This window comes from Sphingomonas dokdonensis (assembly GCF_002197685.1).
Taxonomy (GTDB): Bacteria; Pseudomonadota; Alphaproteobacteria; order Sphingomonadales; family Sphingomonadaceae; genus Sphingomonas; species Sphingomonas dokdonensis.
The window spans coordinates 258,154-274,446 of record NZ_NBBI01000004.1; the positions used below are offsets into that span (position 1 = coordinate 258,154).

The 16,293-nt window shown below is 65.7% G+C and carries 14 protein-coding genes and 2 tRNA genes; 12 read left to right on the top strand and 4 right to left on the bottom strand.

The features are described from left to right. Nucleotides 1-5: 5 nt before the first annotated feature. On the bottom strand, nt 6-434 hold the full coding sequence (locus tag SPDO_RS12020; RefSeq protein ID WP_088367732.1) for a hotdog fold thioesterase: 429 nt from the start codon (nt 432-434) through the stop codon (nt 6-8). Beyond that, nucleotides 434-1,969 (bottom strand): proline--tRNA ligase, encoded by a 1,536-nt coding sequence (gene proS / locus SPDO_RS12025; protein ID WP_088367863.1) that lies wholly within the window; start codon nt 1,967-1,969, stop codon nt 434-436. The genes SPDO_RS12020 and proS overlap by 1 nt, the downstream gene beginning before the upstream one ends. Before the next feature lie 144 nt (nt 1,970-2,113). Between proS and SPDO_RS12030 the strand changes: the two genes are divergently transcribed. The 4 genes from SPDO_RS12030 to SPDO_RS17380 all read left to right on the top strand — a co-directional run bounded on the left by SPDO_RS12030 (nt 2,114) and on the right by SPDO_RS17380 (nt 8,031). Beyond that, the gene (locus tag SPDO_RS12030) at nt 2,114-3,019 is read left to right on the top strand and encodes a DMT family transporter (RefSeq protein ID WP_088367733.1); all 906 of its coding nucleotides are present in this window, start codon (nt 2,114-2,116) and stop codon (nt 3,017-3,019) included. 40 nt (nt 3,020-3,059) lie between these two features. Next, on the top strand, nt 3,060-4,805 hold the full coding sequence (locus SPDO_RS12035) for a DUF885 domain-containing protein (RefSeq protein WP_088367734.1): 1,746 nt from the start codon (nt 3,060-3,062) through the stop codon (nt 4,803-4,805). 147 nt (nt 4,806-4,952) lie between these two features. Then, nucleotides 4,953-7,514 carry a sensor domain-containing phosphodiesterase gene (locus tag SPDO_RS12040; RefSeq protein ID WP_088367735.1) on the top strand — a complete coding sequence of 854 codons (2,562 nt, stop codon included), beginning with the start codon at nt 4,953-4,955 and terminating at the stop codon, nt 7,512-7,514. A 166-nt stretch (nt 7,515-7,680) separates the two neighbouring features. Then, entirely contained in the window at nt 7,681-8,031 is a 351-nt protein-coding gene (locus SPDO_RS17380) for a DJ-1/PfpI family protein (RefSeq protein ID WP_088367737.1), read from the top strand. Between the two features lie 294 nt (nt 8,032-8,325). Here the strand turns inward: SPDO_RS17380 and SPDO_RS12055 are convergent. After that, nucleotides 8,326-8,401, bottom strand: a tRNA-Ala gene (locus tag SPDO_RS12055). Nucleotides 8,402-8,493: 92 nt separating this feature from the next. After that, nucleotides 8,494-8,820: a TIGR02300 family protein gene (locus SPDO_RS12060; protein WP_088367738.1), complete on the bottom strand. Its 327-nt coding sequence runs from the start codon at nt 8,818-8,820 to the stop codon at nt 8,494-8,496. Between the two features lie 100 nt (nt 8,821-8,920). Between SPDO_RS12060 and aroA the strand changes: the two genes are divergently transcribed. From aroA to SPDO_RS12100, 8 genes are all read left to right on the top strand, one after another. Beyond that, the gene (gene aroA / locus SPDO_RS12065) at nt 8,921-10,261 is read left to right on the top strand and encodes a 3-phosphoshikimate 1-carboxyvinyltransferase (protein ID WP_088367739.1); all 1,341 of its coding nucleotides are present in this window, start codon (nt 8,921-8,923) and stop codon (nt 10,259-10,261) included. Then, on the top strand, nt 10,252-11,226 hold the full coding sequence (locus SPDO_RS12070; protein WP_088367740.1) for an alpha/beta fold hydrolase: 975 nt from the start codon (nt 10,252-10,254) through the stop codon (nt 11,224-11,226). The genes aroA and SPDO_RS12070 overlap by 10 nt, the downstream gene beginning before the upstream one ends. Continuing rightward, on the top strand, nt 11,223-11,849 hold the full coding sequence (gene cmk, locus SPDO_RS12075; RefSeq protein ID WP_088367741.1) for a (d)CMP kinase: 627 nt from the start codon (nt 11,223-11,225) through the stop codon (nt 11,847-11,849). Before SPDO_RS12070 ends, cmk begins: the two co-directional genes overlap by 4 nt. Before the next feature lie 257 nt (nt 11,850-12,106). Next, nucleotides 12,107-13,816 (top strand): 30S ribosomal protein S1, encoded by a 1,710-nt coding sequence (gene rpsA / locus SPDO_RS12080; protein ID WP_088367742.1) that lies wholly within the window; start codon nt 12,107-12,109, stop codon nt 13,814-13,816. A gap of 187 nt (nt 13,817-14,003) precedes the next feature. After that, on the top strand, nt 14,004-14,282 hold the full coding sequence (locus tag SPDO_RS12085; RefSeq protein ID WP_088367743.1) for an integration host factor subunit beta: 279 nt from the start codon (nt 14,004-14,006) through the stop codon (nt 14,280-14,282). A 47-nt stretch (nt 14,283-14,329) separates the two neighbouring features. Then, nucleotides 14,330-14,416 (top strand) — tRNA-Leu (locus SPDO_RS12090). Between the two features lie 2 nt (nt 14,417-14,418). Continuing rightward, complete coding sequence (locus SPDO_RS12095) at nt 14,419-15,858, top strand: ABC transporter substrate-binding protein (RefSeq protein WP_088367744.1); 1,440 nt, start codon at nt 14,419-14,421, stop codon at nt 15,856-15,858. Nucleotides 15,859-15,899: 41 nt separating this feature from the next. Further along, the gene (locus SPDO_RS12100; RefSeq protein ID WP_088367745.1) at nt 15,900-16,286 is read left to right on the top strand and encodes a DUF4112 domain-containing protein; all 387 of its coding nucleotides are present in this window, start codon (nt 15,900-15,902) and stop codon (nt 16,284-16,286) included. Nucleotides 16,287-16,293 lie beyond the last annotated feature (7 nt).

The window sequence follows — 16,293 nt, forward strand, 5'->3', positions numbered from 1 at the left end:
GGCGTTCAGCTCTGCGCGGCGTCGATCACCGCCGCGGTCATGCGCGAAAGGCAGACGAGCTTGCCGGCGTCGTCCTCGATGCGGATCGTCCAGACCTGCGTCGTGCGGCCAATCTGCTCTGCGGTGGCAGTGGCATGGACATGGCCGCTGCGCGCCGCGCGGACATGATTGGCGTTGATGTCGAGCCCCACCGTCACCTTGCCATCGGGCACCGCCATCGCGCCGGCAACCGACGCCACGGTTTCGGCCAGCACGACCGATGCGCCACCATGCAGGCGGCCGAAGGGCTGGTGCACCCGTTCGGTCACCGGCATGCGCGCGCGCAGCCAATCATCGCCGCAGCCGGTGAACTCGATGTCGAGCAAACCTTGCAGATTGCCGCGGCCCATGGCGGTGAGCTGATCCAGGTCGATCGGCCGCGTCCAGATCGCCATCAATACGCCCTTCCGATCAACACGCGCTCGGCGGCGGGTGCGCCCGTGAAGATGCACGCGGCGCCCGGATGGCCCGTCTGCCCCATGGGTGCGTTGCGGATGGTGAGCTTCAGCGCCTTCAGTCGCTCCACCACCTTGTCCAGCGCCGCGCCGGTCGGGCGCGACCAGGCGACGTCGGCCCAGCCCGGCTTGGCGGCGCCGTCGGCGAACATCGCCTCGATCCCGGCCCAGTCATCGACCGGCGAGATGTTCGCGCGCAACCGCTCGTCGGCCTCGGCGTGCAGCGATTGCTGCACATCCTCCAGCATCGCGCCGACCTGCGCCACAAACGTGCCACGCGCGGCAATGGCGCTGTCGAGCTTGCCGTCCTCGCGGTAGAGCCGATCGCGGCGCACAACCGATACGTTGCCCCCAGCCATGTCGCGCGGGCCGACCTCGACAATGATCGGCGCGCCCTTCTTCACCCAGCCCCAGCGCTTGGTCGCCGCCTTTGCGGGTTTGAGGTCGAGCAGCGTCCGAACCGGCTCGCCAAGCGCGCTCTGCTTGGCAAGCTCGGCCTGCAGCGACTTGCAATAATCGACCAGCTCCGCGTCCTCCGGCTTGTCGCGGAGCATGGGGACGATCACGACCTGCCACGGCGCGATCCGCGGCGGTACCCGCAGACCGTCGTCGTCACCGTGCACCATGATGACGCCGCCGATCATACGCGTCGACACGCCCCAGCTGGTGGTGTTGGCATATTCCAGCTCGCCGCTCGCATTCTGGAAGCGGATGTTCTGCGCGTGCGCGAAATTGGTGCCGAGGAAGTGACTGGTGCCCGCCTGCAGCGCCTTGCCATCCTGCATCATCGCTTCGATCGAATACGTCGCGACGGCGCCGGGGAAACGCTCATTCTCCGGCTTCTCGCCGGCGATCACCGGCAGCGCGAGGCAGTTTTCCGAGAACTCACGATATACCTCGAGCATCTTGAGCGTCTCCTCGCGCGCCTCGTCGGCGCTGGCGTGGGCCGTATGCCCCTCCTGCCACAGGAACTCGCTGGTGCGCAGGAACATGCGAGTGCGCATTTCCCAGCGCACGACATTCGCCCATTGATTGATCAGCACGGGCAAGTCGCGCCACGACTGGATCCATCGCGAAAAAGCGGTGCCGATCACCGTTTCGCTGGTCGGACGCACGACGAGCGGCTCCTCCAGCTTTGCCTCGGGATCAGGGGTCAGCCCGCCCTGGCCGTCGGCAACGAGGCGATGATGGGTGACGACCGCCATCTCCTTGGCGAAGCCTTCGACATGCTCCGCTTCCTTCTCAAAATAGGAAAGCGGGATGAACAGCGGAAAATAGCAATTTTCGTGGCCGGTCGCCTTGATGCGATCGTCGAGCAAACGTTGGATCCGTTCCCAGATGCCATAGCCCCATGGCCGAATGACCATGCAGCCGCGAACGCCCGATTCCTCGGCCAGATCGGCTTCCGAAATGACAGCCTGATACCAGGCGGCGAAATCCGCCTCACGCGTGACGGGAAGAGCATGCTTGATCATCAGCCGCGGATAGCGGCGGTTTGTGCCCGGTGCCAAGCGCCACGTGCACCGACCCGCTGCGCCGCTGGCATTGACATGAGCGGCGCGGGCATTCGGCATCGATTATCGTCGCCATCGTCCCGCCTCTGCCATATGCGACCGGGCATGGCCGCCCGCTCAGAATCTCTCTCGCATGCCATCGGCCTGCGCCTCACGTCGGTGGCGCTGTTTGCGACCATGAACGCGGTCATCAAGGTGGCGGAGGCGCATGGCGCAGAACTGGGCGAAATCCTGTTCTGGCGACAATTCGGCGCCGCGCTGCTGGTGGGTGCGATCGTCGGCACCGGCCCCGGCTTCGCGTCGCTGAAAACGCAGCGGTTCGGCGCCCATGTGCTACGCTGCGTCGTGGGCCTGACCGCCATGTCGCTGACCTTCTGGACGCTGCTGTTGCTGCCGCTCGCCGAAGCGACCACGCTTGGCTTTTCGATGCCGATCTTCGCCACCGTGCTTGGCGCATTGGTGCTGCACGAGGCAACGGGGTGGCGGCGCTGGGCGGCCGTGCTGGCAGGCTTCATCGGCGTGCTGATCGTCACCCAGCCGGGCAACGGGCACATTCCCCCGCTGGGCATCGCAACCGGGCTCGGCGCAGCCTTTTGCACCGCCTGCATCTCGATCCTGTTGCGCACGATCGGCAAGACCGAGTCGGGGCTGACCACCGTATTCTGGTTTTCCAGCCTGTCGATCGTGCCGTTGTCGGTCGTCTACGCGTCGTCGGCAAAGGCGCACGCGCCGTTTGTCTGGGGGCTGTTGCTGGCGATCGGCCTGCTCGGCGGGGCCGCGCAGATCGCCATGACCCGATCGCTGCAACTCGGCGATGTCAGCCTGGTGGTGCCGATGGATTACACCGCGCTGCTCTGGGCGACGTTGTTCGGCTGGTTCATCTTCGGCACCCTGCCGGTGGCCAGCACGTGGCTCGGCGCGCCGGTGATCATTGCATCCGGCCTCTATATCGTCTGGCGTGAGCACGTCCGGCGCCGGGAGGCGACCCGGCGAGCCATTCCGCAGGAGTGAACGCTTGCCGGACGGCCATGGATAAGACACCAAGGCTGCCATGCGTTTTATAGCTCCGCTCGCCGTCATCGCCCTCGCCGCTCCCGCGAACGCCGCAACGCCCGCCGACACCGCGTTCAACGCGCTGTGGCAGACCGAATGGGCGTGGCGCCAGAGCGAGGGAATCGCCGAGTCCGGCCCCGGCGTCGTCGACGATCATCTGCCTGATGTGTCGGCTGACGCGCATGCCCGGCGCCTCGCGTACTGGAAAAACGTCCTCGCCAAGCTCGATGCGATCGACACCAAGCAGCTTTCGCCCGATACGCTGACCGACTGGCAGGTCTATCGCGCACAGATCGCGGCGCAGATCGACGAAGAGCAGTTCCGCGAATGGGAAAAGCCGCTCAACGGCGACAGCGCCTTCTGGAGCGATCTGCATTACGCCGCCCGTCGCGACTTCACCGGGGGCGAAGCGGATTACCGCCGCTATCTTAGCTGGCTGCGCGACGTGCCGCGGTATCTGGCACAGAATACCGACAACATGCGGCTTGGCCTGAAGCGCGGCTTTACGCCGCCGGCCATCACCATGCAGGGCCGCGACAAGGCCGTCGCCACCATCGCCGCGGCCACCGACCCCGCCACCACGGTCTATTATCAACCCTTCGCCAAGCTGCCGGCGTCGATCCCTGCCGGCAGGCAGCCCGCCCTTCAGGAAGAGGCGCGCGCCATCATCAGCGAGCAGATCATTCCGGCGCACCAGCGCCTGCTGACATTCCTGCGCACCGATTATTTCCCGGCCATGACCAACGAACTGGCCGCGGAGCGCTACGACAACGGTCCGGCGTATTATCGCAGCCGAATCCGCGCCTTCACCACGCTGGACATGAGCCCCGACGCGATCCACGCGCTCGGGCTGGCCGAGATGGCAAAGATCCGCGCGGAAATGCAGCAGGTGATGAAGGACGCCAAGTTCAACGGCGACTTGCCGGCTTTCTTGACCTTTCTTCGCACCGACCCGCAATTCTATCCGAAGACCGCCGATCAGCTGATGAAGGAAGCGGCCTGGCACGCGAAGCGCTTCGACGGCATGGCCAGCAAGTGGTTCGGCCGCCTGCCCCGCCAGCGCTTCGCCATCATCGAGGTGCCGCCCGATATCGCCCCGTTCTACACCGCCGGGCGTGGCGGGCCGGGCACGTATCTGGTCAATACCTACGATCTGCCGTCCCGGCCGTTGTTTCAGCTGCCGGCGCTGACCCTGCACGAAAGCGCGCCCGGTCACGCCTTCCAGATGCCGCTGTCGCTGGAGAACAAGACGCTGAAGCCGTTCCGCCGCAACAGCTACATTTCCGCCTTCGGCGAAGGCTGGGCGCTTTATACCGAGCGCCTCGGCGACGAGATGGGTTTCTATCGCACGCCATATGAACGGTTCGGCATGCTGTCCTATCAGGCATGGCGCGCCGCGCGCCTGGTGGTGGACACGGGCATCCATGCCAAGGGCTGGAGCCGCGAGCAGGCACAACAATATATGCGCGAGAATACCGCGCTCAGCGAGCACGAGATCACGACGGAGATCGACCGCTACATCGGCTGGCCGGGCCAGGCGCTGAGTTATTATCTTGGGCAGCTTGCGATCCAGCGCGCGCGCGCAAAGGCGGAAAAGTCACTTGGCGACAAGTTCGACATACGCAATTTCCACGATACCGTGCTGAGCCTCGGCAGCGTCCCGCTCCCCGTGCTGGAAGCGCAAATTGATCGCTTCATCGCAGAAGGCGGCAAGTCACCTTATCCCGACGACCCGAGCGGCTGACCGCGTTGCAGACGATATAGAACTGAACGAGCGCCCGCGCACGAGGCGCAAGCCTCGGCGCTGGCGGCACACTTTTTTCCGCAGTGGCGGCGTTGGAGCAGCGCCGCGTAAACGAGTTCCTAAGACGCTCGGCCGCATGCGTCCTGAATGATCGAGCTGCATGTTCCGCAGAATAAGACCAACGAAGCTGAGCGGTTGAGCGCCCTGGCGAACCTCGGCATCATGGATTCACCCGCCGAAACCAACTTCGACGAGTTGACGCGGCTCGCCGCAGCCACGGCTGGCACCCGCAGCGCCGCCATTTCGCTCATCGATAATCGTCGGCAGTGGTTCAAGGCGCGCCACAATATTCCGTTTGCCGAGACGCCGCGCGATCAATCGTTCTGCGCGCACGCGCTTGAAAAGCAGCAGATGCTTGTTGTGCCGGACGCATCGCGCGATCCAAGGTTCATGGCCAATCCGCTCGTAACCGGGCCAGACGGAATCCGGTTCTACGCCGGTTTTCCGTTGGTTCTGGCGTCCGGTCATTGCATCGGCGCGCTGTGCGTCTTCGATCCGGCAACGCGCAGCGGCCTGACGCAACGCGAGATCGATCTGCTTGCCGATCTCGCAAAGATCGCCACCACGCTTATCGAGACGCGCCGCTATCGCCGCATGGGCGAGATCGCCAGCCGGGTTATCGACACGACCTCCGATGCGGTGATGTGCGTCAACAATGCGGGCGAGATCACCTTCTGGTCGCGTGCGGCCGAAAAGATGTTTGGCCGAAGCGCGGCGGAGGCGATCGGCCAGTCGCTCGATTTCATCCTGCCACGCAGCATGGCGGCCAAACATCATGCGGGATTCCGCCGGGCCGTCGCCGGTGGCGAGACCAGCCTGGTCGGCGGGACGGTGGAACTGATGGCTGTTCGTGCAGACGACAGCGAATTTGCGATTGAGCTGTCGCTGTCGCGCTGGGGCGATAACGCCAGCAACAGTGGCTTCGCGGCGATCATCCGCGACGTCAGCGAGCGAAAGGTGCTGGAACGCGAGCGTCAGCATGCACGCGAGTTCCTCGACGTGGTGGTCAAGAACCTGCCGGCGATGCTCTTCGTGAAGGATACCGCGACGCGTGAATATCTGCTGGTGAACCGCGCGGGTGAGGAAATGATCGGGCGGTCGGCGGAGGATTTGCTCGGCCGGTCCGACCGCGATCTTTTTCCCCAAAGTGGCGCGACATACGAGCTGCGCGATACCGAAACACTGAAGGCGAACGGGCCCACCACGTTCGAAAGCACCTTCACGCGGGACGACGGCACGACCGTGCAGCTGCGCACCAAGCGGATCGTCATCGATGGCCCGGAGCGGCCGCGGCAGTATATCCTCGGCCTTTCCGAAGACACGACCGAGGTTCGCAAAGCCGAGGCGGAGGTTCTGCGACTCGCGCATTTCGACGCCCTGACCGGGTTGCTGAACCGCGCCAGCTTCGTCGAGCGCCTGCATCGGCTTGTCACCTCCGGTGCCCCGATCGCGTTGCTCAGCATCGACCTTGATCGTTTCAAGGCGGTCAACGATCAGTTTGGGCACCCGTTGGGCGACGAAGTGCTCGCGCAGGTGGGCGAACGCCTTCTGGCGCTAAAGGGCGCCGGCGATCTTGCCGCGCGCACCGGCGGAGACGAATTCGCGTTGATCGTCGTCGGGGAGGAAGCGAGAAGCCGGTCCGAGCAATTGGCCGCAGCGATCGTGAAAAAGCTGGCGGAACCCTATGTCACCTTTCGTGGCACCGCACACATGGGCGCCAGCGTCGGCATCGCCATGTCGCCCGACGATGCCACCAATACGCAGGAACTGCGCCAATGCGTCGATCTGGCCCTGTACCGCGCCAAGGGCGACGGCCGGGGGCGGGTGTGCAGCTACAATGCGCAGATGGACGCTGACGCGCGCGACCGTCGCTTGCTCGAAGGCGACTTGCGCCGAGCGATCGCGGCCGGCGATATCGCTCTTCAGTATCAACCGCTCTTTTCAGCACAGACCGGACAGGTCACCAGCGTTGAAGCACTGGCACGCTGGCATCACCCGACGCGCGGACCCGTCCGGCCGGACGTCTTCATTTCGGTGGCCGAGGAAAGCGGCCTGATCGAGGAGCTGGGCGACCGGCTGCTGCGCCAGGCGTGCCGCGATGCGTGCTCCTGGCCGAACCACATCAAGGTCGCGGTCAACCTTTCGCCTTTGCAGTTTCAGACGGATGGCCTGTGCGAGCGGGTGTCGCGCGTGCTCGAGGCAACGGGGCTTCCCGCCGAGCGCCTGCAGCTCGAGGTGACCGAAGGGCTGGTGATCCGCGACGTTGAGCGCACGTTCGTGGAACTGGAGCGGCTACGCGCGCTTGGCATCCAGATTCTCATGGACGATTTTGGCGTCGGCTATTCCTCGTTGAGCTATTTCGAGCGCTTCCGGTTCGACAAGGTGAAGATCGACAAATCATTCGTGGATCGCTTGGCCAGTTCGCAAGCCTCGAAAGCGGTGATCCGGGCAGTGGTCGGCCTGGGTCAGGAACTGGGCATGGCTATCGTTGCCGAGGGCGTGGAAACCGAAGATCAGATGCGCCTCCTGGTCGAGCTAGGATGCACGCACCTTCAAGGTTTCTTGTTCAGCGAACCCTTGAGCGCGGACCTGATCGGCACCTTCTCGGCAACGACGGGCGTGGTCACGCACCAAAAGGTTGCGCTTTGACGTGACGTGACGGCGCGGCGCGGGTACCGGAACATCCCCGCATGCGGCTCGCTTGCATAGGCTTCATCGCTGCTGAGCCGCATTTCTCGTTCGAGAACGCACCCAAGCTCGATGTGCTGATGATCCCCGGCGGCATGGGCGCACGTCAAGAGGTGAACACGATGCGCTGCTGGCTTTTCTGCGCACGCGCAGCGTCGAAGCTTGCTGGAGCACTACCGTATGCACGGGATCCGCATTGCTAGCCAAAGCGGGACTGCTCGATGATCGTCGCGCGACCAGCAACAAATTGGCCTTTGATTGGGCGACAAGCCAGTCACCGCGCGTGCAATGGCGACGCGCAGCACGCTGTGTTCTCGACAGCCCGTTCATGACTTCGTCGGGCGTCTCTGCCCGGACGGAGATGGCCTCAAGATCGGTAGAACGCTTGTACGATCGAGGGACCGCAGAACGTACCGCCAAAACCGCCGCATGTGTGCGGCACGACGATCCGAGCAGCGATCCCTTTGCGCTGCCATGAAGAAGCACGCCGTCGCGTCGGCGCCGTCGCTCGCCTGCCCTAAACAGAGTTCTGCGCTGCGACGATCGGTTTCAGGTAAATGACGGCTCCGGCAACATCCATGATGACGCAGAAGCGGCGCATGATCCGCAGCGCTTGCCGCTAGTGGCTAGGATGCCGACCTTGGACGTGCCAACTCTGCCAAGCGGGGCATGGCGTTGGTTCCCGCACGTCGCAGTCGCCGGACCGAACCGGGCATGAAGTTTCTGAAGCGCAGCATATTGGTGGTAGCTAAGAAGCTAGACCACGGCGGAATGGTGGAGCCGAGGGGGATCGAACCCCTGACCTTCGCAATGCCATTGCGACGCTCTCCCAGCTGAGCTACGGCCCCATTCCGTTGGGAAGGCGCCCACTAACGGGGCGCTTCGGGGATGGCAAGCGGCTTTTTTAGCCGCCTGCGCAATCCCTGGAAAATTCAGACGATCAGTTGTTGTTGTCGTCGTCGTCGTTGGACGTTTCCACGCCCAGGTCGTCGTCCCCGCCCAGATCGACTTCGTCGTCTGCGCTGGGCTCCTCGTCCTCGTCCGCCACCAGGTCGGTATCGTCGTCACCGGCCAGATCGCTATCGGCGTTCTGCTTTTCGGACTTGTTCGATTCGAACGGCATCGGCTGCTTGGATTTCAGGATCGGCTCCGGCTCCCAGGCATAGCCGCATTCGATGCAGGTGACGGGATCGTCCTTCTGCAGGTCGTAAAAACGCGTCGCGCATTTCGGGCACGTCCGCTTCGTGCCCCATTCCGGCTTGATCATGCCGTTGTGTGCCTTTCGGAAAATTGAATCATCGGGTGTGGCCCGTGAAGTGGCGCGCGCCTTGCCATAGTGCAACCCCACTGGCAAGGCGCCGCCCGCAATGGCGCATCCCCTTCCCCGCTCCGTCACGATCCATCCCGCAGCTCGGCTGCAGGGCCGCATCCGCGTGCCTGGCGACAAATCGATCAGCCATCGCGCGCTGATGCTGTCCGCCATCGCGATCGGCGAAAGCCGCATCGAGGGTCTGCTGGAGGGCGAGGATGTACTCGCGACTGCCGCCGCGATGCGCGCCATGGGCGCCACCATCTCGCGCGGCGACGATGCGATCTGGCGCGTTCATGGTGTCGGCGTCGGTGGCCTGCTCCAGCCGGCAACGGCGCTCGACATGGGCAATTCCGGCACGTCGACGCGCCTCCTGATGGGCTTGGTTGCCAGCCATCCGATCACCGTCACCTTTACCGGTGACGCCTCGCTCTCCGGGCGCCCCATGAACCGCGTGATCGCGCCGCTCGGTCTGATGGGCGCGGACATCACGGCATCGCCCGGCGGGCGCCTCCCGCTGATGGTGCGCGGCCTGTGCCCCGCGATCCCGATCACCTACACGCTCCCGGTCGCCTCGGCGCAGGTGAAGTCCGCGGTGCTGCTCGCCGGGCTCAACGCGCCCGGCATTACCCGTGTGGTCGAGCCGGTCGCGACGCGCGACCATTCCGAGCGTATGTTGGCCGGCTTCGGCGCGCAGCTTACCGTTGAGCAGAGCGAGACGGGTCGCGTGATTTCGATCGAGGGTGAAGCGAATCTGAAGCCGCAATCGATCACAGTGCCCGGCGATCCGTCCTCCGCGGCCTTCTGGATGGTCGCCGCCACGATCGTGCCGGGCAGCGACGTGGTGATCGAGAATGTCGGGCTGAATGCAACGCGCGCCGGGCTGGTCACCGCCCTGCGGCTGATGGGCGCAGATATCGAGGAGCAGGACGCGCGCACCGTCGGCGGCGAGCCGGTGGCCGACCTTCGCGTGCGTCACGCAACGCTGCGCGGCATCGACGTGCCGCACGATCTGGCGCCTTCGATGATCGACGAATATCCCGCGCTGTTCGTCGCCGCGTCGTTCGCGCAAGGACGCACCATCGCGCGCGGTGCCGATGAACTGCGCGTCAAGGAGTCGGATCGCATTGCTGTCATGCTGGCAGCGCTGACCGCGAATGGCGTGTCGTGCGAGGAGCATGAGGACGGGCTGACGATCACCGGCACCGGCGGCGAGCCGATCGCGGGCGGCGCGACGATCGCCTCCAACCTCGATCACCGTATCGCCATGAGCATGGTCGTTGCCGGTCTTCACGCACAAAAGGCAATCACCATCGACGATGCCAGCCCGATCGCGACCAGCTTCCCGAACTTCTTTGATCTGCTGCAAACGCTTGGAGGAGACGCCACATGGGGCTGATCGATCGCCGCGCGCTCCTTGCCGGCGCCGGCGCAAGCCTGCTCGCCGCGCCCGCCATCGCGCGCACCTTGCCGCGCCCCACCCGCGAGCTGATGGTGCCGGTCGAGGGCGGCCGCGTCTACGTCCGCGTCAACGGCAACCTTGCCGCGCAGCGCGCGCCGATCGTGATGATCCACGGCGGCCCCGGCGGCACGCACGCCGGCTTCCTCGAGGCGCTTCCCCTCGCCGACGAGCGCGCGGTGATCCTCTACGATCAGCTCGACACCGGCCGCTCCGACCGGCCGAACGATCCCGCGAACTGGCGCGTCTCGCGCTTCGTTGACGAGCTGGAGGCGATCCGCACCGCGCTTCGCGTGCCCCGATGGCATGTGCTGGGCGCGAGCTGGGGCGGCACGGTCGCGCTGGAATATGGCGCGCGCCGCCCCGCCGCGCTGGCCGGGCTCGCGCTCGCCAGCCCACTGGTATCGACGCGCAGCTGGCTGGCCGATGCCTCAGCGCTGATCCAGGACCTGCCGCCCGCGATCCGCGCCGAGTTGCAGCGCTGCGGCGCGCTCACCATGGCGCAGCCGCCCGCTGCCTGCGACGCGCCCACCAAGGCGTTCTACGCCGCCTTCAACCGCCGACTGCCCGCCGCGCCCGACGTTGCGGCCTATAGTCGCGGCGTCACCGGCAACCGCGACATGTACCAGGCGATGTGGGGCGCGAGCGAGTTCGTCTCCACCGGCACGCTGAAGGGTTATGATGGCGAACCGTTGCTCGCCAAGTTGGAAGGAAAGCGTACCTTGTTCCTGTGTGGCCAATATGACGAGGCACGCCCCGTCACCACCGGCGCCTTTGCCGCGCGCGTGCCCGGCGCCGAGTTCGCCGTGATCCCGGGCGCCGCGCATGGCCTGTTCAACGATCGCGCCGCCGAGACGATCGGCGTGCTGCGCGGCTGGCTCGCGCGGCAGGATGCGCTGGCATGATCATTGCCGTCGACGGACCCGCCGCCTCGGGCAAGGGCACGATCTCCAAGGCGCTGGCAAAGCATTACCATCTGCCGCATCTCGACACTGGCCTCCTCTATCGCGCGGTTGCCCATACCGTGCAGCGGCTGGAACTCGATCCGACGCGCGAGGCCGATGCCGTCGCCGCCTGCGATTTCGACGAACTCACCCTCGCCGATCCGGCCTTGCGCGATGACGAGATCGGCAAGCTCGCCTCCGTCGTCTCGGCGCACCCGCTGGTGCGCGCCGCATTGCTCCAGCGCCAGAAGCGCTTCGCCAATCAGGAGGGCGGCGCGGTGCTCGACGGGCGAGACATCGGCACGGTGATCGCGCCGGCGGCCGACGCCAAGCTCTTTGTCCGCGCGACGCCCACCATCCGCGCCCGCCGCCGTCATGCCGAGTTGCAGGCACGCGGCGCCCCTACCACCTTTGACCAGGTGCTCGCCGATATTCGCGCGCGCGATCAGCGCGACAGTTCGCGCTCCACCGCCCCGCTCGTGCCGGCCCCCGACGCGGCACTGCTCGACACCAGCTTTCTTTCGATCGAGGCATCGGTGGAAAAGGCGATCGCTCTGGTCGAGGCGCGGCGCCACAAGAGTTGACGCGGGCGCGCCGGCGCTGTTCACCTTGCTCGCGGCGGCACTTTGCAGTATGGCGCGCCGTCCGGCGGGCTGGAGCTCGCGGCGGCATGGTGCAGGGAGACAGCTCTCTTGCGCCCTTTTCGCGTAACCGCGTCAGTGCCACCGCGCCCCAATTCGCCTGATGCTGCCCCGGCATACGGCCGGTGCGGCGGTGATGGCCAAGACCAGCGGAACCAACCGCTTGGCCGGAAACGAACTGATTAGGACAACCCTTTTATATGGCAACTCAGCCAAACCCCTCGCGTGACGATTTCGCGGCGATGCTCGATGACATGTTCGGCGGCGCCGACAGCTTCGAGGGCCGCGTGGTGCTCGGCACCGTCACCGGCATCGAGAATGATCTCGCCGTCATCGACGTCGGCCTGAAGAGCGAAGGCCGCGTGCCGCTGCGCGAATTCGCACCGGCGCCGGGCCAGAAGGCCGAGCTGAAGGTCGGTGACGAAGTCGAGGTCTATGTCGACCGCGTCGAGAACATGCACGGCGAGGCGATGCTGTCGCGCGACCGCGCACGCCGCGAAGCCGCATGGGACAAGCTGGAAACCGAATTCGCCAAGACCGCGCGCGTCGAGGGCGTGATCTTCGGCCGCGTGAAGGGCGGCTTCACCGTCGACCTGAACGGCGCCGTTGCCTTCCTGCCGGGCTCGCAGGTCGACATCCGTCCGGTGCGTGACGTCACGCCGCTGATGGACATCCCGCAGCCGTTCCAGATCCTGAAGATGGACCGCAAGCGCGGCAACATCGTCGTGTCGCGCCGCGCCGTGCTGGAAGAAACCCGCGCCGAGCAGCGTTCGGGCCTGATCCAGAGCCTTGCCGAGGGTCAGATCATCGACGGCGTCGTGAAGAACATCACCGACTACGGTGCGTTCGTCGACCTGGGCGGCATCGACGGCCTGCTGCACGGCACCGACCTCAGCTACAAGCGCGTCCAGCACCCGTCCGAGATGATCAACATCGGTGACACGGTGAAGGTGCAGATCATCCGCATCAACAAGGACACGCAGCGCATCTCGCTGGGCATGAAGCAGCTCGAGAGCGATCCGTGGGATGGTGCGAGCCAGAAGTATCCGGTCGGCGCCAAGCTGTCGGGTCGCGTCACGAACATCACCGAATATGGTGCGTTCGTGGAGCTGGAGCCGGGCATCGAGGGCCTCGTCCACGTATCCGAAATGTCGTGGACGAAGAAGAACGTCCACCCGGGCAAGATCGTGTCGACCAGCCAGGAAGTCGACGTGGTGGTGCTCGAGGTCGATGCCGACAAGCGTCGCATCTCGCTGGGCCTGAAGCAGGCGCAGCAGAACCCGTGGGAGCGTTTCGCCGCCGAGCATCCGGTCGGTTCGACCGTCGAGGGCGAAGTCAAGAACTCGACCGAGTTCGGCCTGTTCATCGGCCTCGACAACGACGTCGACGGCATGGTCCACATGTCCGACATCGCCTGGGGCGTTTCGGGTGAGGACGCACTCAACCTGCACCGCAAGGGTGAGACGGTTCAGGCGATCGTGCTCGACGTCGATCCTGAGAAGGAGCGTATCAGCCTCGGCATGAAGCAGCTGGAGCGTGGCGCACCGGTTGCGGGCGGCGCGGCTACGGGCGATCGTCTGGGCAAGAACCAGGTCGTCACCGTCACCGTTCTCGAAGTTCGCGACGCGGGCCTCGAGGTTCAGGCTGGCGACGATGGCGCAACCGGCTTCATCAAGCGCACCGATCTCGGCCGCGACCGCGACGAGCAGCGTCCGGAGCGTTTCCAGGTCGGCCAGAAGTTCGACGCGATGGTCACCGGCTTCGATCGTTCCAAGAAGCCGACCTTCTCGGTCAAGGCGATGCAGATCTCCGAAGAGAAGCAGGCCGTGGCGCAGTACGGCTCGTCCGACTCGGGTGCGTCGCTGGGCGACATCCTGGGCGAGGCGCTCAAGGCTCGTCAGTCGAAGTAACAATCGCAGGCCGTTCTTGAGCGGCCTGGCGGGGTTGGGAGGCAAGCGTCTCCCAACCCCATTTTTTTTAATCTGATGCATCCACGGTCCGGTAATTACGTAACGGACCTATTCCCGACAAACTTTACCTGTATTAAGGCGAATTGGTGCCACACTGGACGTGCGTGGCAGATCAAGGGCGGGGCAAATGATCCGATCGGAACTGGTTCAGCACCTGACGGAGACCAATCCTGGTCTGTCAGCACGCGAGGTGGAGGAAATCGTCTCCACCTTCTTCGACGAGATCGTGCGCCGGCTGGCGGAGAACGGCCGCGTCGAACTGCGCGGTTTCGGTGCGTTCTCGACTCGGGCGCGCGATGCACGCACCGGGCGCAATCCGCGTACCGGGGAAGTGGTGGATGTCACCGCCAAGCGCGTCCCTTATTTCAAGCCGGGTAAGGAAATGCGCCAGCGTTTAAACGTCTGAGTGCTTGACGGCGGCGCCTCAGTGCCGCTTTTCAGCGGCTGTGATGCGCGGACGTGGCGGAACCGGTAGACGCCGGAGACTTAAAATCTTCTGCCCGTATGGGCGTGCGGGTTCGAGTCCCGCCGTCCGCACCATCATGCTTGGGCTCGCGCTTGGCGCTGCCTCTTGCGAGCGCCGCCCCGATGTCGGCGCCGTGATCGCCAGCGCGCCCGGCACCAAGCCTGCGCTGCTGCGCGCGCCGCTGGCCGATGCCGATCTCGCAAGCCGCCTGTTGACCGACAGCGTTGCGCAGGGCCTCGTGCAATTCGACGCCGCCGGCCAGATCGTGCCCGGCGTCGCGGAACGCTGGATCGTCACCGACGAGGGGCGCACCTATATCTTCCGCCTGCGCGACATGACGTGGGCGGATGGGCGGCCGATGCGTGCCGCGGAGGTGGTTGCGATCCTCCGCCGGCGGCTCCAGCGCCGCGCCAACAATCCCCTCGCGCCCTATCTCACCGCGCTGGACACGATCGTCGAGATGACGCCCGAGGTGATCCAGATCGAACTCACCCGCCCCCGCCCCGATCTGTTGAAGCTCTTCGCCCAGCCTGAAATGGCGATCGTCCATCCCACGCGCCGGATCGGCACCGGTCCGATGCGGGTGGTGGGCGAGATCGGCGCCGTCACCCGCCTGCGCCCGATCCCCGATCCCAATCGCGCGGCGGACGAACAGACCGAGCCCGAGCCGGAAGACGACGTGCTGCTGATCGCCGAGCGCCCGGCCGCCGGGATCGCGCGCTTTGCCCGTCGCCGCTCCGATCTCTTCACCGGCGGCACCGTGGGGGAATTCCCCTTGCTGACGGCAGCCGGCATTGCCCCCGCAGACATTCGACTCGATCCTGCCGCGGGCTTTTTCGGCCTGGCAGTGATCCGGCGTGATGGCTTCCTTGGATCGTCAGAAAACCGCGCCGCCATCGCGATGACGATCGATCGTCCGGCAATGGCCCGCAGCTTCACCGCCGATTGGCAAGTGGCGGAGAGCCTGCTGCCTGCGGCACTCGATTCGTCCAGCCCGCCCGCCGCGGCGGCATGGCAGGCGGTCGCTGCGGCGGACCGACAGGGACTGGCACGTGCGCGGGTCCAGGCGTGGCGTACCGCCGGAAATCCGGCACCCGAGCTACGCCTCGCCCTTCCCGCCAATGCCGGGGGAACGCTGCTTTGGGCGCGGCTAGCGGCGGACCTCTACGCGATCGGCGTCCGCCCCGTGCGGGTTGCGCCTGATGCGGAGGACGCGGACCTGCGTCTGCTTGATGCCGTGGCGCCGTTCGACAGCGGCCGCTGGTATCTCGATCAGGCCTGCCACCCGTGCGGAGAAGCAGCCAGCCAAGCGATCGAGGCCGCCCGTCTCGCCCCCAGCTTGGCGGAACGCTCGCGTGCGATCGCGGCGGCGGATCGGTTGCTGGCAGAGGATGTCGCATTCATTCCCCTCGCCCACCCGTTGCGCTGGTCTTTGGTGGCACAGCGCCTGCGCACCTGGCAGGCGAACGATCGCGCGTGGCACCCGTTGAACGGGGTGCGCCGCAACCCCAATTGACGGTCATGACAAACGCCGGTCCCCCGCCCGCTTCCGCGTTCATGACCAACCTGCCGCTGAGGCGTGATCCCGCATCGATCCGCCTTCGTGTGGAAGCGATGGAGCGATTGCTCGAGGGCGCCTTTATCGTGCCGGGGATCAACCGACGTGTCGGGCTGGATGTGCTTCTCGGCTTCGTTCCGGTGATCGGCGATACCGTCGCGGCCGCGCTGGGCGCTTACATCGTCTGGGAAGCGCGCAATCTCGGCATGAACAAGCTGCAGCTCGCGCGCATGGGCTCGCGCGTCGGCTTCGATTTCGCGATCGGCCTGGTGCCGTTCATCGGTGACGCCGCGGATTTCTTCTACCGGTCAAACACGCGCAACCTGAAGACGATCAAGCGTCACCTCGATCGGCATCACCCCGCGGGCGTCGTTATCGACCGGTAGGCGCAGC